Raw genomic sequence first — 24572 nt, 5'->3', positions numbered from 1 at the left:
TCTATGTCAGAATTTAGGAAGGCAGTGCAAAAGCACTGCCTTTTTTATTTTATGTTCCAATTTATTTTTAACTTTCCTTTTAGCTGATTTCCGCTAACTATAATGTAATAAGTTCCTGTCTTAATTGCTGCGAAATGATATGTATTAGGGCCAGTTGGGGCTAAATAATTTTCTTCCTCTTGAAACTCACTGGCCATTTTTACTTCTTCCATGTAGCCATCCGGATTTTCAGCTCGTGATTCAATGGTAAATTCTAATATGTCACCTCGTCTTAGCTCAATGGGGACTCTATGTTCACCGCTAAAATGTTGAAAAGATGCTTCGAAAGAGTTTTCTGTTTTTGTTTCGATCAATTGTTCTTTTGATGTTCCAACCTTTTCTAAATCGATAAAGTTGATTGTGATAAATATAATAAGCATAATGCCTGGCACGACATATTGTATCCACTTAAATTTTGTTGCTATAACTGTACATAGGTAGAAAAAAAGAGAACACAATGCTCCAATTGATCCGAGAAACAAGAACTGTATTAGACTAGCTTCTTTAAATATTAGGAATGGAAGAGAAAATAAATAGCCGCAAAAAATATAAAGGCATAATGTCTTCAGTCTTGTATGTGTTTTTAATTTCAATTTATCGATGCAAATAGAACAAAAAATTGCATATGCCGCAAGAATAGGAACGAAGGGAACATATAGTAGTTCTCGTAATCCAGCTAAGAAACTATATAATGTCTGTTGATTAGTTGTTAAGAGAAGCATACTAATAAGTAATAATAACAAGAAAGTCGCTGTAAGCTTAGTAAGAATATAGGGAAAAGTAGATATTTTATTCATATGTCACTTCCTTTGTTTAATATTTCACATTCATTATATAGGTTATTTCCAACATAATACATCTTTATAATTGTCAATTATTAACGTCAAAATGACAATTATAATTGACAAGTATAAGGATATTATTTACAATTTTAATTAAATAAATGAAAAAGAGGGAAGACATGAAGCTTCAAAATCGAGTGAGGGAATTGCGAGCAAAGCATCGTTTATCACAAGGGGATTTAGGAAAAGTGATTGGATCATCACGGCAAACGATTAGTTTAATTGAGCGTGGGGATTATGCACCATCTATTGTATTGTCGTTAAAAATCGCACAAATTTTCAATGTACCAGTGGAGGAAATATTTACGTTAGTAGAGGGGGAAGAGGACGATGAAGAGTAAGCGAAAAAAACAATTTGATTCTGTGGGGAAAATAGCAGTAAGTATGATGGGTGGCTTTTTAACGTCTTATATAGCTTTAAATTTACTCTCGGATGAACCGAGAAAATTATCATCTAATACATTTATAGGTATATGTACTATTTTTGGAATCTTAATGATGTACTATACTTGGAAGAATACACGTATGTTAGCAGAGGCACGCGATGAAGAAGAGAGCGTACAAGGTAGGAAATTAGGCATTATAAGTATATATTTACGTGTAGGTGATATAGTTACGCAGGCATGGTTTGTATATGCAGTTATTACATGTAGACGTGCATTGTTGCAGGATACAAATGTTTCATTTGCGGTGTGGAATTTAGTAGTTTCTATTCTTTGTTTAACTACTGTAGTAATTATCGGACTCATAACAAAAAATCGTTATAACAAGCTATATCCTGAACAAGGTGTAACGTATATGGAATCTATGAAAATGTGGACGAAAAACGCAGATGAAGGATTAAAGCACATTGTGCATGAGGCTGGATATAAAGCGTATGAATTTACGAATACAATATTGGCATATGTATGGTGGGCGGCCGTTATATATACAGCGGCTAGTGATATCGATTTTGTGTTAATTGGTTTAATCTCATTTATTTGGATATTGCATCTCGGAAAATTCATGTACGAAATGCAGAGAAAAATGATTTATTAAGGGGAGAAAAAGGTGGATATTTTAAGAAGGCCAGCTGGTTCCATGACGGCGGCGTTAGTTTTGTCCATTTTATACGTAGTAATTCGAACTGAGAAATTAGAAGTAATTTTGAACCTATGGGCAATAGTTGGAATTTCATTGTTAGTGTTAGCCATTCATGAGCTAGGACATGTAGTATTTGGTGTAATAGGTGGTTTGACATTTAAATTTATGACAGTAGGACCTATTACTATTCAAAAAGAAAAGGGGAAATTACGCATTCGAGAAAATAAATTATGGGCGTACTTTGGAGGCGTTGCAACACTAGTACCACCTTCTATAGAGACACCGAATCTTTCGAAAAAGTGGGCGTGGCTCACTTTAGGTGGACCGATTACGAGTTTACTATTTGGTATTACTTCCGGTTACATATACATGGTGAGTTATTATCAATATCTTTTATATTTTTCCTTTTTCCATTTTGCAATCTTTGCGGTTACAATTGTGCCGATAAAAGGAATGCTTATGAGTGATGGGATGCAATTTCTTATTTTAATTAAAGATGATGAAAGAGCTAGAAATCACTTATATGAGATTCAAATATCGAGTGAGTTATTTAGTTATAAAAGACCGAAAGATTGGGATGAAAGATTAGTAGAATTGAGTGAGGAGAAAATAAAAGAGAATAAAGGGATAAGAGAGATAATGAGTAGACTTATGCTCGTCTTTTTTGCTCGTGCAGATCAAGAGGGAATGGAAAGAGCGATACCGTATATAGAACGAATTGTTCAACTACCTGTAACGAAAGAAAATAAGTTTTTCGTTAGTAGTTTTCATAGTTGGTATCTTTTATATAAAGCCCTTTATCAGATGGATAGTCTTTCTTTGCAAGAAGCAAAGGAACATGCAAAGGCTATTACAAAAATGGACCTAAGTGGATATTACCGTACACAAGGAATTATTAAATATGTAGAGGGCAATATGGAAGCGTCCCGTACTTATATGAAGAAAGCTGATCAAGAATTAAAGAGCGCCGAGAAGAGTGAGATGGGATATTTACAATTAGAAAGAGAATGGTTTAAGCAGCTGAAAGAGAGGGTATCTTACGATGGGTGAGGTATCCTCTTTTTTATATGTCATCTTATGCGGTTCCATAAACAGCCTAGGGCGAGTAAAATGAGATAAGAAGAGCAAAGCTTGGAGGAAGTAAATATGGAAATTTTATCAATTATTTTGATAGTCTTGCTCATTTATGTTGTTTTTAAAGTAGCATATGTAGCATTAAAGATACTCGCGATCCTATTAATTATCTTTTTAATCGTAGAGTTCGGCAGTAAGTTGCTTGGGGGCTAGGGTATGTTGTGCGTTTTGAGTGTCGAAGGTTGTCGGTAAATCGATATCTTGTGTCGAAGCGTCGATATAATGAAAAAATCGTTGATATAAGTGGAGAAACGATCGATATATTTGAAAAATCGTTGATATATTTTAGTGAATACGAAGTGGGGTATGTGGAAAAGAAGTTGCCGTGAGGGTAACTTCTTTTTATCGTGATGCGGGGTATGCAAACCAACATAAAAAAGCTGGAAGAGTATCTTCCAGCTTAAGAGTTACTTTCAATTTGGCGACCGTTTTCTTCTTCATTGTCTTGTAAAAGGTTGAATACGTCTGCTAGGCAGAATGCAATGAACCAAGTCCATAGACCGTGGAAGAAAGCTGAGCTTAATTGAAGTGGTAATGTATAGTTTGTCATTGAGTAGGAAATACATCCACCAACGATTCCGATCATTGTTAATAACATTGTTTTTTGAGCATTTTCTTCTGGATTGAAGAGGAAGTAAATGTATCCACCTAAAATTGAAGCGCTTACAAGCGTTTCGATTCCATTAAAAATGATATTCTCTCCAAGCTGAGTGTTTGTCCAGAAGCAGATTGTTCCGCCGATAATAGCAAACAGGACAGCTATTGTATATCGTATATATTGATTCATATGTTCATCTCCTTATGTAATAAGATGATTTGGAAGTCAAAAAGGTAGGTATAGTATATTGAAGTGAGTTTTAATTGTACGTATCTTTTTATAAAAAGATCATTGAAGAGTAACTAAGATGATCGGTTGTTTAAACCGTTACGTGTATGGTGTCTGAAATATACCCGACTGCTCGTTTCTTTTTGCTTGTAAAATAAGAGAAACTTCCAAGTCTATATACTCTTTTTTTGTGAGTCTGCTTTCATTATAACACATTTAAGGACATAATAATAGAATTATCTGATTTTGTAATAAGTGTAAAAAATAAAAAGCGCAAGGAACACTAGCTCCTTGCGCCTTTTTATATGCGTTTGAAACGGCCGACAATTTCAACTGTTTCAGTAATGTTCATAAATGCTTTGTTATCCACTTGGCGGATAATACGTTTCATTTCGCCTAACTCATAGCGAGTCACGACAGTGTAAATCATTTTTTTCTTATGGTTTGTATAGCCGCCGACAGCGTCTACCATTGTCACCCCGCGTATGCCGTGATGTAGTAGTGCGCTTTTTATTTCCTCACCTTTTTCTGTAACTGTCATTATCGTTAATTTAATATGTTTCGTATGCACAGCATCGATAACTTTGCTGACTACAAACCGGCTAATTAACGTATAAAGTGTAATATCCCATCCGAAAATAAAACCTGCTGCAACAAGTAAGATTAAGTTGAATACAAAGATGATTGCTCCAATTGAAATATCTCGATGTTTCGCTACAATCAATCCAACAACATCAAAGCCACCTGTTGAAGAAGCAAATCGGAATATGATTCCGGAAGCTGCTCCGCAGATTACACCACCGAATACAGAAGATAGTAAAATATCGTCTGAAACCTGGTGTACAGGGATAATGTTCATCGCTAACGATGATACAGCTACAAAGTAAGCTGTTAAAAAGGTTGTCTTCTTGCCTAAGTAAAAGTGACTTAAAATAAGAAGAGGAATGTTTAGTAAAAAGATAAGTGCACCGATATTGTAGTGCATTAAATAACCGATAATCATCCCTACACCAGCGAATCCACCGCTAATCATGTTATGCGGGATAAAAAACATATTCATAGAAATTGCATACAAAATAGAAGCTATAAAAATAACAACCAACTGTATCATAAATTCTAAGTGAAATGTTTTAGCTGCTGGGAAGGATAAAAAGGCGGTGTCGGGAACGTAATCGGCGTCTCCTAGTTGACCCATAGTATGTTTCATCTCCATATTCATTTTTGATTACAAGAAGAGAATAAAGGTTTTTTCAAAAACTGGCAATAGTTTTATTATAATGCAAAAATTTTATAAATTTCTAATAAATCAAGCCTATTCATTGATGTGTGTGAATATACTAAAGAAAGCGAATACAACGTTTCTTAATTATTGTTTTCTTGAGAAAATATGCAAAATACTTTTTTTGAAAATAAAAGGAAATAGAGAATGTTTGCCCGATGTGCTAAAATAACCTTATTAAGGATGTGAAGCGATGGAATTTTTATTGCAGGATGCAATTCTATATATATCGTTTGTAACGACGGCATTTTGTTTATTAGAAGTTTTCTTCCTTGCTAATGTTTCTCGCTTTGTGCGTCAACAGGCATCAAGCGGTAGACAAAGAGCTTTTGCGCTAGTTGATACATGTGAAGATAGTGCGGGAAATGTACCGCTATTTTCTATTTTTTATAAATATGGAATGATTCGTTCTGTACGCAGACAAGAATCAAGTGAAGAGAATGACGAGGTCGGTCCGTATACACCAATGTTTCGCTAAATAATTACGAAACATTGGAGGAATGAACATGTTAAAATCATACCGAGCTGTGCTCGTTAGTTTATCATTATTACTTGTTTTTGTTTTATCTGGTTGCAGTAATGCAGCCCCAATTGATGCACATAGTACTGGGATTTGGGATCATTATTTTGTATATCCAATCTCGTATATGATTCAATTTGTCGCTCATCATATACCTGGAGCTAGCTTTGGGATTGCTATCATTATTATGACGCTCGTTATTCGTTCAGCAATGATTCCATTAGCTGTTTCGCAATATCGCAGCCAAGCGAAAATGAAGAAAATGCAACCTGAATTGCAGAAGCTAAAGAAAAAATACGGTGATGTAAGCAAAGACCTTGAAAAACAAAAGCAGTATCAAAAAGAAATGTCAGAACTAATGAAATCAGGCGGTTGGAATCCACTTGCTGGTTGCTGGCCAATTTTTATACAAATGCCGATTTTCTCTGCTTTGTATTATGCGATTAGCAGAACGGAAGAGATTCGCACATCTTCGTTTTTATGGGTGAACCTAGGACATGCAGATCCATATCATATATTACCGATTATTGCAGCGTTAACGACATTTATTCAAATGAAAGTTTTCCAATCGAATATTACACCTGGAGAACAAGTACAGATGCTAAAGATGCAGCAAATTATGATGCCGGCAATGATTCTATTTATGGGGTTTGCGGCGCCATCAGGACTTGTGTTGTACTGGATAACAGGTAACTTATTTACAATGACACAAACAATTGTATTAAGAAAAATAATGGAACGTGAAGAGTTACAATTACAAAAAGCATAGAGAAACACCGCTCATTACGAGCGGTGTTTTTTATTTGCATCGTTAAGGAAATTTTAAGAAACCAACATTACTATTGGCATTGTATACGAAAGTGTACATGCTTTAGAAATATGAAGGAGGAAATTTCCTATGAAGAAGAAAACAGTTGGGTATTTAGCAATTGCAGGTGCTTTATCATTCGGAATCATTGGAGGAGTCGGTATTCCGGCATTCGCGGCAACGAATACTCCAGCAGTGGATCAGCCTGCAAAAACGGCGAAAAAGGATTTAGATGACGCTACAAAACAAAAAGTAAAAACAATTATGGACGATACAAAGAAACAGTTAGAGGAAATAGGTGTAAAGCTTCCGGAGAAAGAGAAGCGTAAAGACATGTTTGTAGGATTAGATGAACAGGCGAAAGCAAAAGCGAAGTCAATTTTAGAGCAAGAGAAATCCGGCAAACTAACACGTGAACAAGCAAAAGAGGAATTAACAAAGTTAGGCGTAAAAATGCCGGAGAAAGGTAAGCGTGGAGACATGTTTGCTAACTTAGATGAACAGGCGAAAGAGAAAGCGAAGTCAATTTTAGAGCAAAAGAAATCTGGAAAATTAACGCATGAACAAGCAAAAGAGGAATTAACAAAGTTAGGCGTGAAAATGCCGGAGAAAGGTAAGCATGGAGACATGTTTGCAGGATTAGATGAACAGGCAAAAGAGAAAGCGAAGTCAATTTTAGAGCAAAAGAAATCTGGAAAATTAACGCATGAGCAAGCAAAAGAAGAATTAACAAAATTAGGTGTGAAACTTCCAGAGAAAGAGAAGCGTGAAGACATCTTTGCGGGATTAGATGAAGCAACAAAAACAAAAGCAAAAGCGATTTTAGAGAATGAAAAGAAACAATTAGAGGCGTTGAATGTTGATTTACCGCACCATAAGTTTTTTATGAAAAAAGATGAGAAATAATTGAATGAAGTCGTATCTTTCGTGTGGGCAACCGGAAGGTACGTGCAAGGGCCGATTTCTATAAGTAGAAATCGGTCCCTTTTAATGAGGCATTGAAATTCTTTTCATTGTTAGTATGTATCCGAAGACGCAGTAGAAGATTGCAAAAACGATAAACACTTCCGTATATTGATATTTACCCAATACGTAGAAGGAAACAGCTGGTATAATAGCTACCGCTAAAATGCTATAACTAGGATACTTGTGCCGATGCATGATAGCGAATAGAACAGAGAGAGACGTAGCGATGATACAAAAGACAGCAATCATTATTGGTACACCTCCTAAATGGATTATACCATTTTTAGGGAATTAGAGAAGTTTTGTATCTTCTGTTATAATATAAGAAGAGAAATATTTCCTATGTTATATAAAAAAAATATTGATTTTTTCTAACAATTCAATATAATGAACAATAACTACAAAATTCGACATCAAGAAGTGATGATGAGGACACGATCAATTTTTTACGATTCTCAGAGAGGGAAGCCTTTGGCTGTGAGCTTCCTAATACGGAAAAATGGATTACCACCTCTGAACTGCAGCAGTGAACGAACATCTAGTAATTGCTTGCCGGCAAAAACCGTTATTTAGACTTGAGAAATTGGTGAAGTGTGTTACTTTGCGAATTGAAACAAGGGTGGAACCACGAATACAACACTCGTCCCTTTTTTAGGGAGGAGTGTTTTTTTATTTCATTTTTGCATCACACTAGAATTGGAAGGAGGATACGCAGCATGCATCATGATGAGAAGAACAAAATTGGTTTAACAGTAGCACTTTCTATCGTAGTAGGAACGATTATCGGGTCTGGTGTATTTATGAAACCAGGAAGCGTATTAGATTACTCAGGGAGTTCTAATATGGCCATTCTTGCTTGGGTAATTGGTGGTCTGTTGACGTTAGCGAGTGGTTTAACAGTAGCTGAAATTGGAGCGCAAATCCCGAAAAATGGTGGGTTGTATACGTATTTAGAGGAGATTTACGGAAGTTTTTGGGGATATTTATCAGGCTGGATGCAAACAATTGTTTATGGACCAGCTATTATCGGAACATTAGGTTTATACTTTAGTTCTTTAATGATTAATTTTTTCTATTTAGATAAAGTGTGGAATTTACCAATCGCAATCGGAACAGTTGTGTTCCTTGGCTTTGTAAATAGTATGGGAACAAAATACGGAGGTATCGTTCAAACAATCACGACAATTGGGAAAATGATTCCGATTGTATTAATTGTCGTGTTAGGTTTTTGGAAAGGAAACAGTGATATTTTTAACGTAGTAGTGCCGATATCAGAAAATCAAAGTATCGGTATGGCAATTTTAGCAACGTTATTTGCTTATGACGGCTGGATTTTACTTGCTTCGATTGGTGGAGAAATGAAGAATCCAACAAAGTTATTACCGAAAGCAATGACAGTTGGGATTTTAATCGTAACAGCTGCTTACGTATTAATTAACTTGGCGTTATTAAATGTATTACCAGCAGCGAAAATTGTAGACCTTGGAGAAAATGCGACAGCGACGGCTGCGGGCATGTTACTTGGAGAATATGGCGGGAAAATTATTAGTATCGGTATTATCGTTTCTATTTTCGGCTGTTTAAATGGAAAAATTTTAACGTTCCCACGTATTCCAATGTCTATGGCAGAGCGTGGACAACTTCCATTTTCTAAGTTTATTGCAAAGGAAAGTCCGAGATTTAAAACACCAGCAAATGCGATTACTGTTGAAATCATTTTAGGAATTATTTTAATGATTATTAGTGATCCGAATAAGCTATCTGAGATTTCCGTATTCATTATTTATATTTTCTACGTAATGACGTTTATTGGTGTCTTCATCTTAAGAAAACGTAATAAGAATAAAGAGCGTGCATATAGTGTACCGTTATTCCCAATCGTACCAATCGTAGCGATTTTAGGTTCGTTCTTTGTAATCGGTAGTGCGATTATTAACGATCCAGTAAGTTGTTTCTTATCAATTGGAATTGTCTTTACTGGACTGCCGGTGTATTGGTACTTGAATAAGAAGAAAGAAACAGAATGATGGAAGGGTAGGCGTATAATACGTCTACCTTTTTTACTGTAAAAAAATTGTACTTGCTTCCATTTTCTATTTTGGTTACTATAATCGTAGTAACCAAAATAGAAAGCGTGGGGAAAGACTTGAATTTTCGTGTGTATATTTTAGCTATCGCGGCTTTCGTAGTCGGAACGGTTGAGCTAATTATAGGAGGAACGCTCGATTTAGTTGCCAATGATTTAGGAGTATCTATTAGCGCAGCTGGTCAGCTTATAACAATATTTTCGGTAGTATTTGCTTTGTCAGGTCCAGTTTTATTAGCTTTGACAGGGAAGTTTGAAAGAAAAACATTGTATGTTGGAGCATTATCGATTTTCTTAATCGGAAATATTATTTCGGCATTTAGTGTGAATTACGGAATGCTAATGTTCTCAAGGGTTATTTGTGCGGCGAGTGGTTCATTAATTATTGCACTATCTGTAACACTTGCGTCTAGTGTAGTAGAACCGCATTTTCGTGCGCGTGCAATTGGAATCATTTTTATGGGAATTAGTGGATCACTTGTACTTGGAGTACCGCTTGGTCTTGTACTCGGAAATGCATACGGATGGCGTGCACCATTTGTGTTAATTTCGGTATTAACAGTTATGGCAATTGCTTGTATTTCATTGTTCTTAACGAAAGTACCACCGACATCGGTATTATCAATAAAAGAACAACTTGCTACTTTAAAAGATAAAAAAATTGTAAGTGCACAGTTAACATCATTTTTGTTTTTAACGGGGCATTTAACATTGTATGCATATTTAACACCGTTTTTAAAAGATGTTATGCATGTTGAAGCAAATTGGATTAGTGTGTTTTACTTCATTTTCGGAATCGCAGCAGTAATCGGCGGCGGATTCGGTGGATGGCTTGCTGATAAATGGGGATCGAAGAAAAGTATTATCTCGATTATTATCGTATTTGCATGTGCAATCTTCATATTGCCATTAATGACATTCTCATTCCCGCTCTTCATTATTATGATGGGACTTTGGAGTATGCTTAGCTGGGCGATTTCACCAGCACAGCAAAATTATTTAATTGAAATTGCACCGGAATCAGCTGGTATTCAGCAAGGTTTAAATAACTCTGCGCTTCATTTAGGAATTGCACTTGGTTCAACAGTAGGTGGAGTTGTTATTGAAAAATCATCTGTTATATATAATGCTTGGGTAGGTGGTGGCTTTATTATATTAGCACTGCTTTGCGCGATTTTCTCGATTACGAGAGGACGCTCTACTCAGTTCGTGAAAGAAGAATCTATCGTTTGATAGGTTCTTTTTTATTTGTAAAAAATTGCAGGCTTTAGTAGGTAAATGGAGAAAAGGGTATATAGCGAGGTGATGTATATGTATACGAATTTTTCAATTATTGGTTTTCTAATTTCAATGATCCCGTTGTTTCTTATTATTTTTGCACTTAGATGGGTTCGTTTCATCTATAAAAATTCTGAGAAACAGGTAGAGCAAAATGAGAAAATCATTGAGCTGTTGATGGACATAAAGGAACAAAACGAAAAGGAGTCTAAGTGAAAAACTAGACTCCTTTTTATTATTTAATTAGTATCTTAACTTCATCAACAAACTCTTAATTTCCTCATCTTCCATAAAGAGGTCATGGTGTTTCTGGGTAATCTTTGCAAGTGCAACGTCGTGATAGAAAAATTCTGTAAAGAACTTTACGAAAGGTTGTGACATTGTTTTCATCGCTTGCCATGACTCTTGTTCTACGCCAGCAAATAAAATTTCACGATCGTCAACGATGAGTAGCAAGTAGCGCTCTAATGCATTAGGCTCTTCAGCTGGGATTAGAAAATGCATGTTTTCTAAGTCTGTTTCTACTTCTCCAACAATAAGGGATTCAATTTGAACACCTTGTTTTGCTTTTTGTTCTAGTAAAGGGAGATATTCTAAAAGAGTATCATTCCAAGCTGAAATACGGATTGATTCTTTTGCACTTTCAATGAGTTCTTTACTTTGAACTCGAATAGAAGATTGCATCTTTAAGCTCCACACACGGTCATCTGTAAATGATTTTTTTGATATATTTGTTTCCAGTTCTTTAATATTTGATTGGAATTCTGACGTTAATTTTTCAATTGCTAGTTTTAGTGGTAATGCTGTATACAGCTTCTTCTTTTCTGAAACAGAATCCATTACCATTCCTTTATCGATTAGGCGTGCTAGCACTTCATATATTTTTGCTTTTGGAACACCTGAATGCTTCACAATTGTTGTAGCATCTAATGGTTCATTGCTTGATACGACAACTTCATAAGCTTGGCTTTCATATTGTGAGAAACCGAATTTTTGTAACATAGTTCCCTCCGAACGAATGAGATTATATTTTAAGGATAATGAACTATTTGTTTTTACACAAGAGGTGGTAGTTTTTTTAATTCAATTTAGATGAGAATTAATTTCAATTTTTTAATTTTATCTATTATACTTAATATAATGATTAATAAGATTTAAATTCAATGCGAAGGGGATGCTTGGGGGAAAATGTTAAGAAGTTTACGTTTAAAAATTGCGGTAGTGTTTTCAGTACTTATTTCTATGATGTTCGTAATATTGGGTACAGCTGTGTATCAATTACAGAAAGAAAAGGAAGTGCGTTCCTTAGACGAGTATTCTCAAAATGCGATGGATCTTGTGACAGAGCAACTTACGACATTTGTTCAAAGAACGGATGAAGATATGGGGTATTACGCGAACAGTGAGATGATTCGTAACATGCTTCAAGGTGGGGTTACTCCAGAAGAGGAAGCATTTTTAACGAAAGAGTTTGCGGAGTATAAAAAGAATCATCCTGGTATTTTAGATTTATATATTGGTACGAAAGATAAAAAAACATTAAGTGCCAATCTTGCTGAAGGTGGGCAAGTGCCAGAAGGATATGATCCAACGACAAGACCATGGTATAAAGATTCAGAGGCTGATGTAAAAAAGGTCCATTGGGGACAACCTTCTTATGAAATTGCAACAGGAAAGTTAAGTGTAGGTGTTTCTAAAGCAATTACAGCTCAAGATGGATCTGTATTAGGCGTTGTTGCGATGGATGTATCGCTTGGGACGATTCAGAAGTTGCTTCACAATATTCAATACAATAATGACGGAGAAATGTTTATTATAAATGATAAAAATATGGCTCTTGTTTATCCAGAAAAGATAGGGAAAGATGTTTCTAAAGAGCCACTTATAAAGAGCTTAAATAAAGAGGTAACAAAATATGCGGTCACTACAATAAAAGGTGAAGATGTAGTTGTTTATAGTCAATCATTTGATACGATGAAATGGACGATAGGAATCTTTTATCCGAAAGAAACGATCGATGGGCTATTAAATAGTACGAGAAATACAGTTATTATAATGGCATGTATTAGTTTATTAGTTGGAATCGTAGCTTCCTACTTGTTCTCAAGAAGATTAGCAAGACCACTGCAACTATTAAAGAATCACGTGCAAAAAGTAGCAGAAGGCGATTTAACGCTGCGAATGAAAGTGACAAGTAAAGATGAAGTTGGAGAGTTGACGAAACACTTTAATGATATGGTTGAACAAATGAATGAAATGGTAAGTAAAATTAAAAACAGCGTATCAACGGTGCAACAATCAACGAATAGTTTACATTATTTAACGAATGAAACAGTAGCGGCTAGTAGAGAAGTTTCAGGAGCAATGGATGATGTGAGCGGAGGAGCTTCTACTCTTGCGAATAGTGTGGATGAAGTTTCTGCTCAGCTCGAAAATATGGCGGAGTCAGTGGAACAAATGAATAGCTCTGTTGATGAAATAAAAGGAGTGGCTGGCAAAGCGGAAGAGGCATCTAAGCAAGGATTAAATACAATGAGGAACTTAGTCCGTACGAGGGGACAATCATCTTCGATTGTTGTTCATACAGAAGAAGCATCCGGTAAGTTAGAACAAAGAGTTGGATCGATTCAAAATGTTGTTGAGTTAATAAAAGGTATTTCGGATCAAACAAATTTACTTGCTTTAAATGCTTCAATTGAAGCTGCCCGTGCAGGTGAGCAAGGTAAGGGATTTGCGGTTGTTGCTGAAGAGGTTCGGAAATTAGCGGAACAATCAAAAGAGGCAACAGGAGAAATTACAACGATGATTGGTGATGTGCAAGTAGAAGTAAAAAGGGTTGTAGAAGTTGTAAGTAAATTGAAAGACATTGCAGATGTGCAAAATAAAGTGACGACAGAGGCGGAAATGGAGTTCCGCACAATTATGTCAGTTGTAAATACGATTAGTACTTCAGTTAAAAAAATTGTAGAAGAGGTACATAACATAGGTTACGAGCAAGGAGAAATTACAGCGGTAATGCATACAATTGCTGGTACGAGTCAAGAAAGTGCAGCTGTTTCCGAAGAGGTACATGCTGCAACGGAATCACAGGTTAATCATTTAGAAAAGGTAGCTCACACGATGGAAAGTTTGACAGAGCATATGAGAGATTTAGAAAGATTAGTCGAGCAGTTTAAAGTGGAAGAGTAACATATTAGTAAAATGATGAGGATTTCGGTAAAATAGACAATGGATATATAAGAAGCGATTATAGGAGGCAAATTACTATGGCAATTGTTGACGTATCGATTATTCCGGTAGGAACAGGTAATCCAAGTGTTAGTGAATATGTAGCAGAAGTACAAAAGGTGCTAGAGAAAAATGCAGATCGCGTGAAGTATCAACTAACACCGATGAATACAGTTATTGAAGGAGATCTTCCTGTTATTCTAGAAGTAATTCAACAAATGCATGAAGTGCCTTATACGAAAGGTGCACAGCGTGTTGCAACAACAATTCGTATTGATGATCGTCGTGATAAAGTAAGCACAATGGAGAAGAAATTAAACTCTGTTCGATCAAAATTATAAGAAAAAGCAGCGGTTTTCGCTGCTTTTTTCATATAGGAGGTAAATAAGATGAATGAAAAGTTTAACGAGCAGTTTGACGGGTTACTAGAGAAATACACTGAGCTGTTACTTGGAGAGAGTAGCGAAGAGAGAAAAGAACAGGTACAGAAGTGGGCACTGTATTCTTACATAGCGAAGACGATGCCGGCATTAGTGAAGCATTGGAATGAGACATATCCAGATGCGAAAGAAGAGATGGTGCAGTTAATTACGGATATTAAAAGGCTGAATGAAGAGAAGCGAAATGAGCAGTGAGAAAACTTGAGGCGAATGTTACCTCAAGTTTTCTTTATTAATATCCTTATATAATTTACATGGAATATTAAGGGTTTTATAAGCATGTCGAATATTTTCGACATGCCTATTTTATGCCTAGTAAACCCGTTTTTTCTAAATGTCGAAAAATATTCCCTTCATATTTACATGCGAGAATATAGGTTTTTAAATGTTTTTATAGTATTTTATAAATTATCTAAATAATTATTTGTATCCAATAATTTTAAACAATGATATAATTTTGAAGAGGGGTAAAAAACAGATAAATCACAGTCATAGGGGTGAATTACATGGAACAATTAATGCGAAATTCGTTTCTTTTCTTGTCAAAAAATAAAGCGCTAACAAAACTGGCTAAAAAGTACGGTTTGCGCTTTGGTGCAGGTCGCTTCGTCGCAGGGGAGACGATTGAATTAGCGACAGCTGCAATTAAAGCATTAAATAAGCAAGGTCTTTGTGTAACGATCGATTATTTAGGTGAATTCGTTGATAACGAAGCGGAAGCAAATGAAATGGCTAGCGAATCGATTGAAGCGATTCGTGCAATTGGAAGAGAAGGTCTTAATTCGCAGCTTTCTTTAAAAATGACTTCTATGGGATTAGATATCTCTGATGAAATCGTAATGAACAATATGCGCCGTATTTTAGAAGCTGGAAAAGAAAATGGTGTGTTTATTACAATTGATATGGAAGACTATACGCGCTGCGGGAAAACAATTGAGATCTTTAAACAATTAAAATCTGAATACGATAATATTGGTACAGTTATTCAAGCTTACCTATATCGTACAGAAAAAGATATGGAAGAATTAAATGCTTATAGTCCGAATTTACGTCTTGTAAAAGGGGCTTATAAAGAACCTGAAGAAGTGGCGTTCCCGGACAAGAAAGATGTAGATGACAATTATAAAAAAATTATTAAAATGCACTTATTAAATGGGAATTATACTGCAATTGCTTCACATGACGAAGCGATTATTGAATATACGAAAAAACTTGCCGAAGAACACAACATTCCAAGGGATCAATTTGAATTCCAAATGTTATATGGTATTCGTAATGAGCGTCAACTTGAGCTAGTAAAAGAAGGTTACAAAATGCGTGTTTACGTACCTTATGGAAATGACTGGTATGGCTACTTCATGCGTCGTCTAGCAGAGCGTCCAGCAAACGTTGCGTTCGTGTTAAAAGGTATGGTTAAAAAATAACCAAGGAGAAAATACTCCTTGGTTATTTTAATTGCTGAAATGCGTAATGTGCCATTTTTTTCGTATCAGGGTATAGTTGCGTGCGAGAAGAAGATAATACAACATTAATGACGCGTTTACCGTCTTTTTCATCCACTGTTACGACCGTATATTTGCCGAGTGCTGATAGACCGCTTTTACTTCCAATCGCATATGGATCGTCATATAGTTCTTCTCGTCCATAGTTTGCGATGTTTGGAGAGCGTTCTGAAGTATGTAGAGTTGTACGTGTTGAATTCATATATTCTAAAACAACTGGATACTTTAATGCTTCTTTCGTAATAATAGCAATGTCATATGGTGATACTTTATTCCCAATTGCATCAGCACCACTTGCGTTCTTGAAAGTCGCATGCTTTGTACCAAGTTCCTTCGCTCTAGCATTCATCATTTTCACAAATTCATTTTTTGATCCTGCAATATGTTCTGCAATTGATTCAGCTATTGGATCTGCACTAATGATAAGCATAAGTTTTAATGCCTCATCACGCTTTAATTTTTCTCCAGCACGAAGTTTAATTTTCTTGCTTTGACTTTCTGTTTTAATTGCATTTTCTGTAACCGTAATTTCTTCATCTTCTTTTACATTCTCTAGTAAAAGAAGGGTTGTCATCATTTTGGCTATACTAGCCGGATAAGAACGTTCGTCTTCGCGTTTCCCATACAAAATTTCACCTGTGTTTGCATCGATTGTAACCCCATATTGCCCAGTAATGTTAGGTTGATCAGCTCTTACAGCTTGTTGCCTTTGTGCATAAGAGAAGAAAATCATCCCTGTAAATAGTGTAGCAATCATTACAATCATAACTATTGTTCGTTTCATCATCGTTCCCTCTTTTGTTTTCCATATGTACAAATAAATTGGGCAGAAAAAGTAGCCATTAATCATTATGCCACGTTCTCTGCCCAAAAATATAGCGTTATTTTTCGCCCATATTATGCTTCTTATATTGTTGGTTATTACCTTGGCGTCCTTTTTCAACACCATGATTATGTGGACCTGCGTTTCCAGTTACACTAGCTGCACTAATTCCAGCCTTTGAAGGGTTCTTCTTAAGTTTTGCCATATATATTCCTCCAGTTTCGTCAGATTATAAAAAGGAAAAGTGCATTTAAACAAAGAAAATACACATGTATAGCATAGCCAAATGAAAGAAAAATATTTATTTCAGAAAATTTTATCAATAAATATATTGCGAAAATTTAAACAGTATCATATATTTATTAGTAGAGGCTCACTCATTGATTGCGACTTATGTCGAAAAATTGAATGAGCATTCATTCAAGAATAGGGGGAGAATTGGATGTTCCAAATTAAAAAGGCTGCTGTTCTAGGTTCAGGCGTAATGGGTTCGGGAATTGCGGCACACTTAGCTAATATTGGTATTCCGACATTATTGCTTGATATTGTACCACCTGCGCTTACGAAAGAAGAGGAAGCGAAGGGACTTACATTAGAACATAAAAGTGTGAGAAATCGTTTTAGTAATACGGCTGTACAGAAACTATTGAAGCAAAAACCAGCTCCTCTGACAGTGAAAGGAAATCTAGCACTGATTGAAGCAGGTAACTTAGAAGATGATCTTGAGCTTCTAGCTGATGTAGATTGGATTATTGAAGTAGTAGTTGAAAACTTAGATATTAAAAAGAAATTATTTGAAAAAGTAGACGCTGTTCGTAAACCGGGTTCTATTGTAAGCTCGAATACGTCAGGCATTTCAGTTGAAAAAATGGCAGAAGGTCGTTCAGACGACTTCCAGAAACACTTCTTAGGCACACACTTTTTTAACCCACCACGATATTTAAAACTTCTAGAGGTAATACCGACGAAAGAAACAGATCCACAAGTATTAAGCTTCATGAAACTATTTGGCGAAGACGTTCTTGGAAAAGGCGTTGTTATCGCAAAAGATACACCAAACTTTATTGGAAACCGCATCGGTACGTACGGCTTACTTGTTACTCTTCAAGAGATGGTAAAACGCGGCTATAGCATTGGGGAAGTTGATTCTGTAACAGGCCCACTTATTGGTCGTCCAAAGAGCGCAACGTTCCGCACATTAGATGTTGTCGGTTTAGATACATTCGTACACGTTGCAAATAACGTGTATGAAAACGTACAAGAAGAAGAGCGTGATGTATTTAAAGTACCAGCTTTCATGCATGACATGCTTGAGAAAAAATGGCTTGGAAGTAAAACGGGTCAAGGCTTCTTCTTAAAACAAGGAAAAGAAATTTTAGAATTAAATCCTGAAACGATGGAATACGAAGCGCGTAAAAAATTAAAAGCTGCATCCGTAGAGTTAAGTAAACAAGAAAAAGGATTAGCGAATAAATTGAAAGCGCTTGTATACGCGAAAGACCGTGCAGGAGAGTTGTTATGGAACATCATTACACCAACTCTTTTATACTCTGCAAAACTTCATAAAGAAATTGCTGACGATATTGTTGCAATTGACGAAGCGATGAAGTGGGGCTTTGGCTGGGAGCAAGGACCGTTTGAAGTTTGGGATGCAATCGGCGTTGAAAAATCTGTTCAAAAGATGGAAGAAAACGGCGTAGTTGTTCCTACTTGGGTGAAAGAAATGTTAGAGAAAGGTTTCACTACTTTCTATAAACATGATAACGGCGATAGCTACTATTATGATAATGGCGAATATAAGCTAATCGAGCGTAATAAAAAAGCAATTTCTCTTAAGCAATTAAAAGCGAAAAATGGTGTATTAAAGAAAAATAGCGGAGCGAGCTTAATTGATTTAGGCGACGGCATCCTTTGTTTAGAGTTCCATTCGAAGAGCAATGCAATCGGTATGGATATTACGCAAATGATTAACTACGCTGTTGATGAAGTAGAAAAGAATTATAAGGGTCTTGTTATTGGTAACCAATCGAAGAACTTCTGCGTTGGTGCGAACCTAGCAATGATCTTAATGGAAGCGCAAGATGACAACTACTTTGAAATTGAGTGGGTTGTGAAAAACTTCCAAGATGCAATGACGAAAATTAAGTACTCTTCTAAGCCAGTTGTAGCAGCACCATACGGTATGACGCTTGGCGGAGGTACAGAAGTTTGCTTACCAGCAGCTAGCATTCAAGCTTCTAGTGAAACGTATATGGGCTTAGTAGAAGTTGGTGTTGGCTTAATCCCTGGCGGAGGCGGTAATAAAGAGTTATACATTAAACACTTAAATAAAATGCCAAACGGTGTAGAGTTTGATCTGCAAAAAGTTGCGAATAAAGTGTTCGAATCTGTAGCGATGGCGAAAGTTTCTACATCAGCACAAGAAGCTGTATTGAACAACTTCTTAGGCGATAAAGACGGTATTAGTGTGAATGGTGATCACTTACTATATGATGCGAAACAGAAAGCACTTGCTTTATATGAAGCTGGCTATAAAGCACCGATTCGTAAAAAGATACCAGTTGTTGGTGAAACAGGATATGCAACTCTTGTACTTGGTGCAGAAGCAATGCATTTATCAGGTTACATTTCTGAACATGATCTTCACATTGCGAAGAAACTTGCATATGTCATTGCGGGCGGAAAAGTGCCGTACGGAACAGAAGTTGATGAGCAGTATTTATTAGATGTAGAACGTGAAGCATTTATTAGCTTAGTAAGTGAGATGAAATCACAAGCAAGAATGCAGCACATGCTTGTAAAAGGAAAGCCATTACGTAACTAATAACGAGGGGAGATATCGTTCATGAGAGAAGCTGTCATTGTTGCGGGAGCAAGAACACCAATTGGAAAAGCAAAGAGGGGTTCATTAAAAACAGTTCGTCCTGACGATCTAGGGGCGTTAGTAGTAAAGGAAACGTTAAAGCGTGCAAATTATGAAGGACCAATCGATGATTTAATTTTCGGTTGTGCGATGCCAGAAGCAGAACAAGGTTTAAATATGGCTCGTAATATCGGCGGACTAGCAGGACTTTCTTACGATGTTCCAGCTATTACAATTAACCGTTACTGTTCTTCTGGTTTACAAAGTATCGCTTACGGAGCAGAGCGCATTATGCTTGGTCACTCTGAAGCTGTATTATCAGGCGGAGCGGAATCAATGAGTTTAGTTCCAATGATGGGACACGTTGTTCGTCCGAACAGTCGCCTTGTAGAAGCGGCTCCAGAATATTATATGGGTATGGGACATACAGCAGAGCAAGTTGCTGTGAAATATGGAATTTCTCGTGAAGAGCAAGATGCATTTGCAGTAAGAAGTCATCAACGTGCTGCCAAAGCATTAGCGGCAGGAAACTTTGCTGATGAAACAGTATCTGTAGATGTGACATTACGCTCGGTTGGCTCAAACAATAAACTGCAAGAAGAAACAATCATTTTCGCACAAGACGAAGGTGTAAGAGCAGAGACGACGCTAGACATTTTAGGTAAATTACGTCCAGCATTTAACGTTCGCGGTTCTGTAACAGCTGGTAACTCTTCACAAATGAGTGACGGTGCAGCATCTGTACTATTAATGGATCGTGAAAAAGCAGTGAGCGATGGCATGAAGCCACTTGCGAAATTCCGTTCATTTGCAGTAGCTGGCGTACCACCAGAAGTAATGGGAATCGGCCCAATCGCTGCAATTCCAAAAGCGTTAAAACTAGCTGGCTTAGAGCTATCTGATATTGGCTTATTCGAACTAAATGAAGCATTCGCTTCTCAATCGATCCAAGTTATTCGTGAACTTGGTTTAGATGAAGAAAAAGTAAACGTAAACGGTGGTGCAATCGCACTTGGACATCCACTTGGCTGTACAGGAGCAAAACTAACATTATCTCTTATTCACGAAATGAAACGCCGCAACGAACAATTCGGTATCGTAACAATGTGTATTGGCGGCGGAATGGGAGCAGCGGGAGTATTTGAATTACTATAAAAAGTGGAAGCGGCTCGTTCAGAATGTGAGGGGGATGGAGCTTCAGACGTAGAGGCGCTTTTTGCCTCGCAGGAAGAAGCGAAGCCACCGAACATTCTAGCCGCTGGAACTGGATTAGATAAAAAGTGCAGGTGGCTCGCTCAGAACAGAAGGGCGTTGGAAGCCCTGACGAAGAGGCGCTTTTTGCCTCACAGGAAGGGGTGAAACGACCGACTGTTCTAGCCACTGGAACTGGATTATAAAAAAAGTGCAAGCGGCTTGCTCAGAACGAGACGACGCTAAAGCAAAGAATGGAAGCAACAAAGGTTTATAAAAAATAAACGGGAGAGCCAGCTTCTTTCAAAAAGAGAGAAGCTGCTCATGAAAATATGAAGGAGGAAATTTTCATGGAAAAAACAGTAGGAAATGCGGTTAAAGGCGGTAGCTTTTTAGTTGATGAGATTACGATTGATCAAGTGTTTACGCCAGAAGATTTTTCATCTGAGCATAAAATGATTGCAAAAACGACAGAGGACTTTATCGTAAATGAAGTTCTTCCAGAGCTTGAATATTTAGAGCAACATGAATTTGATCGTTCAGTTCGTCTTTTAAAAGAAGCTGGGGAGCTTGGTTTATTAGGCGCTGACGTGCCAGAAGAGTACGGCGGAATTGGTCTTGATAAAGTAAGTTCAGCGTTAATCGCAGAGAAATTCTCTCGCGCTGGTGGTTTTGCAATCACTCACGGTGCTCACGTAGGTATCGGATCTTTACCCATCGTATTATTCGGTAACGAAGAGCAAAAGAAAAAGTATTTACCATTACTTGCAACTGGTGAAAAATTAGCTGCATACGCATTAACTGAGCCAGGTTCAGGATCTGACGCATTAGGCGCAAAAACAACTGCACGTTTAAATGCAGAAGGTACACATTATGTATTAAACGGTGAGAAACAGTGGATTACAAACTCTGCATTCGCTGACGTATTCGTTGTATATGCAAAAATTGATGGAGAGCATTTCTCAGCATTTATCGTAGAGAAAGAATACGCTGGTGTATCTACAAGCCCAGAAGAAAAGAAAATGGGGATTAAATGTTCATCAACTCGTACGTTAATTTTAGAAGATGCGTTAGTGCCGAAAGAAAACTTACTTGGTGAAATCGGTAAAGGTCATATTATCGCGTTCAACATTTTAAATATCGGTCGTTATAAATTAGGTGTTGGTACAGTTGGATCTGCGAAACGTGCAGTAGAAATTTCAGCACAATATGCAAACCAACGTCAACAGTTCAAGCAACCAATCGCTCGCTTCCCATTAATTCAAGAGAAACTTGCGAATATGGCAGCAAAAACATATGCAGCTGAAAGTTCTGTATATCGTACAGTAGGTTTATTCGAAAGCCGCATGAGCACATTATCTGAAGAAGAAGTAAAAGACGGTAAAGCAGTAGCAGCTTCTATCGCTGAATATGCAATCGAGTGCTCTTTAAACAAAGTATTCGGTTCTGAAGTATTAGACTATACAGTAGATGAAGGTGTTCAAATTCACGGTGGTTACGGATTTATGGCAGAATACGAGATTGAAAGAATGTACCGCGATTCTCGTATTAACCGTATTTTCGAAGGAACGAACGAAATTAACCGCCTAATCGTACCAGGTACGTTCTTACGTAAAGCGATGAAAGGTGAATTACCACTTCTTCAAAAAGCACAAAAATTACAAGAAGAGTTAATGATGATGATGCCAGAAGAAGTAGGCGATGAGCCATTAGCACTTCAAAAGTATTTAGTAACTAATGCGAAGAAAATCGGCTTAATGGTAGCTGGATTAGCTGCTCAAAAATACGGTAAAGCATTAGATAAAGAGCAAGAAATTCTTGTGAATATCGCTGACATCGTAAGCAACCTATACGCAATGGAGTCAGCTGTTCTTCGTACAGAAAAAGCAATCAAAACAACTGGTCTTGAAAAGAATAAACAAAAAGTGTTATACACTGAAGTATTCTGCCAAGAAGCATTTAACGAAATCGAAGCAGATGCGAAAGAAACACTTATCGCAGTTGAAAATGGCGACATGCTGCGCATGATGTTATCATCATTACGTAAATTAACTCGCCACACACCACTTAATGTAATTCCGAAGAAACGTGAAATCGCTGCGAAAATTTTAGAAGATGAGCGTTACACAGTTTAATAGATGAGAGAGAACCAGTAGCCAGTTGGCTACTGGTTTTTTTATTGCTGAATTCTTGAATAAAGCTGTTTTACATATGTATGTGTAAACAGCTCTTTTTTATGGAGGTAAAGAAGATGAAGGTAATAAGCGTAGAAACAGTGCATCAAATTGCATTTTTACCGCGTCTATTTCCAATTAACTGTTACTTCGTTGAAGAAGAAACAGGATTAACTTTAATTGATGCGGCCTTACCGTTTTGTGCAAAGAAGATTTTACAATCAGCTCGGAAAATAGGAAAACCGATTACGAATATCGTTATTACACATGCGCATGATGACCATGTAGGAGCGCTTGATGCGATAAAGCAAGAGATGCCCGATGTTCCAGTCTATATTTCTAAAAGAGATGCTTGTTTACTTGAAGGAGATAAGGCACTACAAGAGGGAGAACGAAATACACCAATAAAAGTGGGAGTGTCAAAACAGATACATACGATCCCAGATATTTTTCTTCAAGAGGGAGATAAAGTTGGTTCTCTTGTAGCGATTGGAGCTCCAGGTCATACACCAGGATCAATGGCATTTTTAGACACAAGAAATGATGCACTCATTGTTGGAGATGCATTTCAAACGAGAGGAGGATTAGCGGTAGCAGGACAGTTGAAGTGGCTTTTCCCGTTTCCTATGTTTGGGACTTGGGATGCAGAAGTTTCATTAACGAGTGCTCAGAAATTGCTGGAGTATAAGCCGTCTTTATTGGCGACAGGGCATGGGAAAATGATTGAAAATCCGTTAATACAAATGCAACGGGCGATTGAAGAAGCGGAAAGGAATTTAAGTAGAAAGAGCCTCTAATCGTTTAGAGGCTCTTTTTAGTTAAATGATTATTTAGCAGACTTTTTAATGAATACGATTTAAAAAGAACAGAATACTAAGGAAGAATGAAAGAAGAAAGGTAGGAGTATTCCATGCAAAATTTAACAGAGCTTGAAGTAGAAAACTTACGTCATTTAATTGGTGGACACGCAACGATTATTAACAAGTTGGAGCAGTATGCACAGACGTGTACAGATCCACAACTGAAACAAATGCTACAAAAAGATGCGCAAGATGCAAGAAATACGAAACAGCAATTAATGACTTTCCTAGGATAGGAGGAAGAGAAAGATGAATGAAAAAGATATGGTAAATGATTATTTAGCAGGATTAAATGCAAGTTTAACAAGTTATGCAAATTATATTTCTCAGTCTGATAATGAACAGTTACATCAAACGTTAATCCAAATTCGTAATCAAGATGAAATGCGTCAACGTAATATGTATGAGTACGCAAAGCAAAAGAGTTATTACAAACCGGCAGCACCTGCGAATCCGATGATCGTGCAGCAATTAAAAAGTCAGTTAAGTGCAGAATAATAGGATGAAAAAACGGGCGAAAATAGATTCGCTCGTTTTATTTTTTTGTATGTCAATAAATACATAATAAATATTTTTCCAGTTGTAACAAATATGACGAAAATGTAATATAACAATTCACAAAAAGGACAA

General features: G+C 36.8%; 27 protein-coding genes and 1 other annotated feature. Of the genes, 20 read left to right on the top strand and 7 right to left on the bottom strand.

Features of this window, described 5'->3' with window-relative positions:
- Positions 1-44: 44 nt before the first annotated feature.
- Positions 45-836, bottom strand: a complete 792-nt coding sequence (locus RT27_RS07860) for a hypothetical protein (RefSeq protein ID WP_043935780.1) — start codon at positions 834-836, stop codon at positions 45-47.
- A gap of 164 nt (positions 837-1000) precedes the next feature.
- Here RT27_RS07860 and RT27_RS07855 point away from each other — a divergent pair, with 164 nt between their 5' ends.
- The 4 genes from RT27_RS07855 (at position 1001) to RT27_RS32990 (ending at position 3251) form a co-directional block, all read left to right on the top strand.
- Entirely contained in the window at positions 1001-1222 is a 222-nt protein-coding gene (locus RT27_RS07855; protein ID WP_000776173.1) for a helix-turn-helix transcriptional regulator, read from the top strand.
- Complete coding sequence (locus RT27_RS07850) at positions 1212-1919, top strand: DUF3169 family protein (RefSeq protein WP_000837722.1); 708 nt, start codon at positions 1212-1214, stop codon at positions 1917-1919. Before RT27_RS07855 ends, RT27_RS07850 begins: the two co-directional genes overlap by 11 nt.
- A 42-nt stretch (positions 1920-1961) precedes the next feature.
- Positions 1962-3014 carry a cytochrome c oxidase subunit II gene (locus tag RT27_RS07845; protein ID WP_042969178.1) on the top strand — a complete coding sequence of 351 codons (1053 nt, stop codon included), beginning with the start codon at positions 1962-1964 and terminating at the stop codon, positions 3012-3014.
- 96 nt (positions 3015-3110) lie between these two features.
- A complete protein-coding gene (locus RT27_RS32990; RefSeq protein ID WP_000404758.1) occupies positions 3111-3251 on the top strand; it encodes a DUF3985 family protein in 141 nt (46 codons plus the stop codon).
- A gap of 247 nt (positions 3252-3498) precedes the next feature.
- On the opposite strand, the gene RT27_RS07840 is transcribed toward RT27_RS32990, so the two are convergent.
- The gene (locus RT27_RS07840; RefSeq protein WP_001077775.1) at positions 3499-3885 is read right to left on the bottom strand and encodes a DUF3938 domain-containing protein; all 387 of its coding nucleotides are present in this window, start codon (positions 3883-3885) and stop codon (positions 3499-3501) included.
- A gap of 340 nt (positions 3886-4225) precedes the next feature.
- Complete coding sequence (locus RT27_RS07835) at positions 4226-5119, bottom strand: YitT family protein (RefSeq protein ID WP_016079813.1); 894 nt, start codon at positions 5117-5119, stop codon at positions 4226-4228.
- Between the two features lie 277 nt (positions 5120-5396).
- Between RT27_RS07835 and RT27_RS07830 the strand changes: the two genes are divergently transcribed.
- From RT27_RS07830 to RT27_RS07820, 3 genes are all read left to right on the top strand, one after another.
- Positions 5397-5681: a hypothetical protein gene (locus tag RT27_RS07830; RefSeq protein ID WP_043935779.1), complete on the top strand. Its 285-nt coding sequence runs from the start codon at positions 5397-5399 to the stop codon at positions 5679-5681.
- Between the two features lie 28 nt (positions 5682-5709).
- Positions 5710-6492, top strand: coding sequence for a membrane protein insertase YidC (yidC, locus tag RT27_RS07825; RefSeq protein WP_016079814.1), 783 nt, complete (start codon positions 5710-5712; stop codon positions 6490-6492).
- 129 nt (positions 6493-6621) lie between these two features.
- A complete protein-coding gene (locus tag RT27_RS07820; protein ID WP_029443542.1) occupies positions 6622-7437 on the top strand; it encodes a hypothetical protein in 816 nt (271 codons plus the stop codon).
- 81 nt (positions 7438-7518) lie between these two features.
- Here RT27_RS07820 and RT27_RS07815 read toward each other — a convergent pair whose 3' ends face one another.
- Positions 7519-7746, bottom strand: a complete 228-nt coding sequence (locus tag RT27_RS07815) for a hypothetical protein (RefSeq protein ID WP_043935778.1) — start codon at positions 7744-7746, stop codon at positions 7519-7521.
- Positions 7747-7911: 165 nt separating this feature from the next.
- Positions 7912-8148, top strand: a binding site (T-box leader).
- 65 nt (positions 8149-8213) lie between these two features.
- On the opposite strand from RT27_RS07815, the gene RT27_RS07810 reads away from it, so the two are divergent.
- From RT27_RS07810 to RT27_RS07800, 3 genes are all read left to right on the top strand, one after another.
- Complete coding sequence (locus tag RT27_RS07810) at positions 8214-9524, top strand: amino acid permease (RefSeq protein ID WP_000546308.1); 1311 nt, start codon at positions 8214-8216, stop codon at positions 9522-9524.
- 47 nt (positions 9525-9571) lie between these two features.
- On the top strand, positions 9572-10816 hold the full coding sequence (locus tag RT27_RS07805) for an MFS transporter (protein WP_105434335.1): 1245 nt from the start codon (positions 9572-9574) through the stop codon (positions 10814-10816).
- Positions 10817-10894: 78 nt separating this feature from the next.
- Positions 10895-11077 (top strand): hypothetical protein, encoded by a 183-nt coding sequence (locus RT27_RS07800; RefSeq protein ID WP_029443540.1) that lies wholly within the window; start codon positions 10895-10897, stop codon positions 11075-11077.
- Positions 11078-11104: 27 nt separating this feature from the next.
- Here RT27_RS07800 and RT27_RS07795 read toward each other — a convergent pair whose 3' ends face one another.
- Complete coding sequence (locus tag RT27_RS07795; RefSeq protein ID WP_016079821.1) at positions 11105-11863, bottom strand: TrmB family transcriptional regulator; 759 nt, start codon at positions 11861-11863, stop codon at positions 11105-11107.
- A gap of 186 nt (positions 11864-12049) precedes the next feature.
- Here RT27_RS07795 and RT27_RS07790 point away from each other — a divergent pair, with 186 nt between their 5' ends.
- The 4 genes from RT27_RS07790 to RT27_RS07775 all read left to right on the top strand — a co-directional run bounded on the left by RT27_RS07790 (position 12050) and on the right by RT27_RS07775 (position 15953).
- Complete coding sequence (locus tag RT27_RS07790; protein ID WP_043935776.1) at positions 12050-14050, top strand: methyl-accepting chemotaxis protein; 2001 nt, start codon at positions 12050-12052, stop codon at positions 14048-14050.
- 77 nt (positions 14051-14127) lie between these two features.
- Positions 14128-14430 carry an MTH1187 family thiamine-binding protein gene (locus RT27_RS07785; RefSeq protein WP_001018862.1) on the top strand — a complete coding sequence of 101 codons (303 nt, stop codon included), beginning with the start codon at positions 14128-14130 and terminating at the stop codon, positions 14428-14430.
- Positions 14431-14478: 48 nt separating this feature from the next.
- Positions 14479-14724: a YusU family protein gene (locus RT27_RS07780; RefSeq protein WP_016079823.1), complete on the top strand. Its 246-nt coding sequence runs from the start codon at positions 14479-14481 to the stop codon at positions 14722-14724.
- A gap of 311 nt (positions 14725-15035) precedes the next feature.
- The gene (locus RT27_RS07775; RefSeq protein ID WP_000436767.1) at positions 15036-15953 is read left to right on the top strand and encodes a proline dehydrogenase; all 918 of its coding nucleotides are present in this window, start codon (positions 15036-15038) and stop codon (positions 15951-15953) included.
- 22 nt (positions 15954-15975) lie between these two features.
- Here RT27_RS07775 and RT27_RS07770 read toward each other — a convergent pair whose 3' ends face one another.
- Both RT27_RS07770 and RT27_RS32345 read right to left on the bottom strand, forming a co-directional pair.
- Positions 15976-16815 (bottom strand): serine hydrolase, encoded by an 840-nt coding sequence (locus RT27_RS07770; RefSeq protein ID WP_043935775.1) that lies wholly within the window; start codon positions 16813-16815, stop codon positions 15976-15978.
- A 97-nt stretch (positions 16816-16912) separates the two neighbouring features.
- Positions 16913-17059, bottom strand: coding sequence for a YuzL family protein (locus tag RT27_RS32345; protein ID WP_001096344.1), 147 nt, complete (start codon positions 17057-17059; stop codon positions 16913-16915).
- Positions 17060-17296: 237 nt separating this feature from the next.
- Between RT27_RS32345 and RT27_RS07765 the strand changes: the two genes are divergently transcribed.
- The 6 genes from RT27_RS07765 (at position 17297) to RT27_RS07735 (ending at position 24440) form a co-directional block, all read left to right on the top strand.
- A complete protein-coding gene (locus RT27_RS07765) occupies positions 17297-19678 on the top strand; it encodes a 3-hydroxyacyl-CoA dehydrogenase/enoyl-CoA hydratase family protein (RefSeq protein ID WP_043935774.1) in 2382 nt (793 codons plus the stop codon).
- A gap of 21 nt (positions 19679-19699) precedes the next feature.
- Positions 19700-20872, top strand: a complete 1173-nt coding sequence (locus tag RT27_RS07760) for an acetyl-CoA C-acetyltransferase (protein WP_001206331.1) — start codon at positions 19700-19702, stop codon at positions 20870-20872.
- A 386-nt stretch (positions 20873-21258) separates the two neighbouring features.
- Positions 21259-23043, top strand: coding sequence for an acyl-CoA dehydrogenase family protein (locus RT27_RS07750; protein WP_000416293.1), 1785 nt, complete (start codon positions 21259-21261; stop codon positions 23041-23043).
- Positions 23044-23159: 116 nt separating this feature from the next.
- Complete coding sequence (locus RT27_RS07745; protein WP_043935773.1) at positions 23160-23879, top strand: MBL fold metallo-hydrolase; 720 nt, start codon at positions 23160-23162, stop codon at positions 23877-23879.
- A 113-nt stretch (positions 23880-23992) separates the two neighbouring features.
- The gene (locus RT27_RS07740) at positions 23993-24178 is read left to right on the top strand and encodes a hypothetical protein (protein ID WP_001180555.1); all 186 of its coding nucleotides are present in this window, start codon (positions 23993-23995) and stop codon (positions 24176-24178) included.
- Between the two features lie 13 nt (positions 24179-24191).
- Positions 24192-24440, top strand: coding sequence for a spore coat protein (locus RT27_RS07735; RefSeq protein ID WP_001002992.1), 249 nt, complete (start codon positions 24192-24194; stop codon positions 24438-24440).
- The last annotated feature ends 132 nt before the right edge of the window (positions 24441-24572 follow it).

Source organism: Bacillus sp. L_1B0_5 (assembly GCF_000836715.1).
GTDB classification, from domain to species: Bacteria; Bacillota; Bacilli; order Bacillales; family Bacillaceae_G; genus Bacillus_A; species Bacillus_A thuringiensis_S.
The sequence above is the reverse complement of the archived record's forward strand: the minus strand, read 5'-3'. Positions and strand labels throughout refer to the sequence as shown.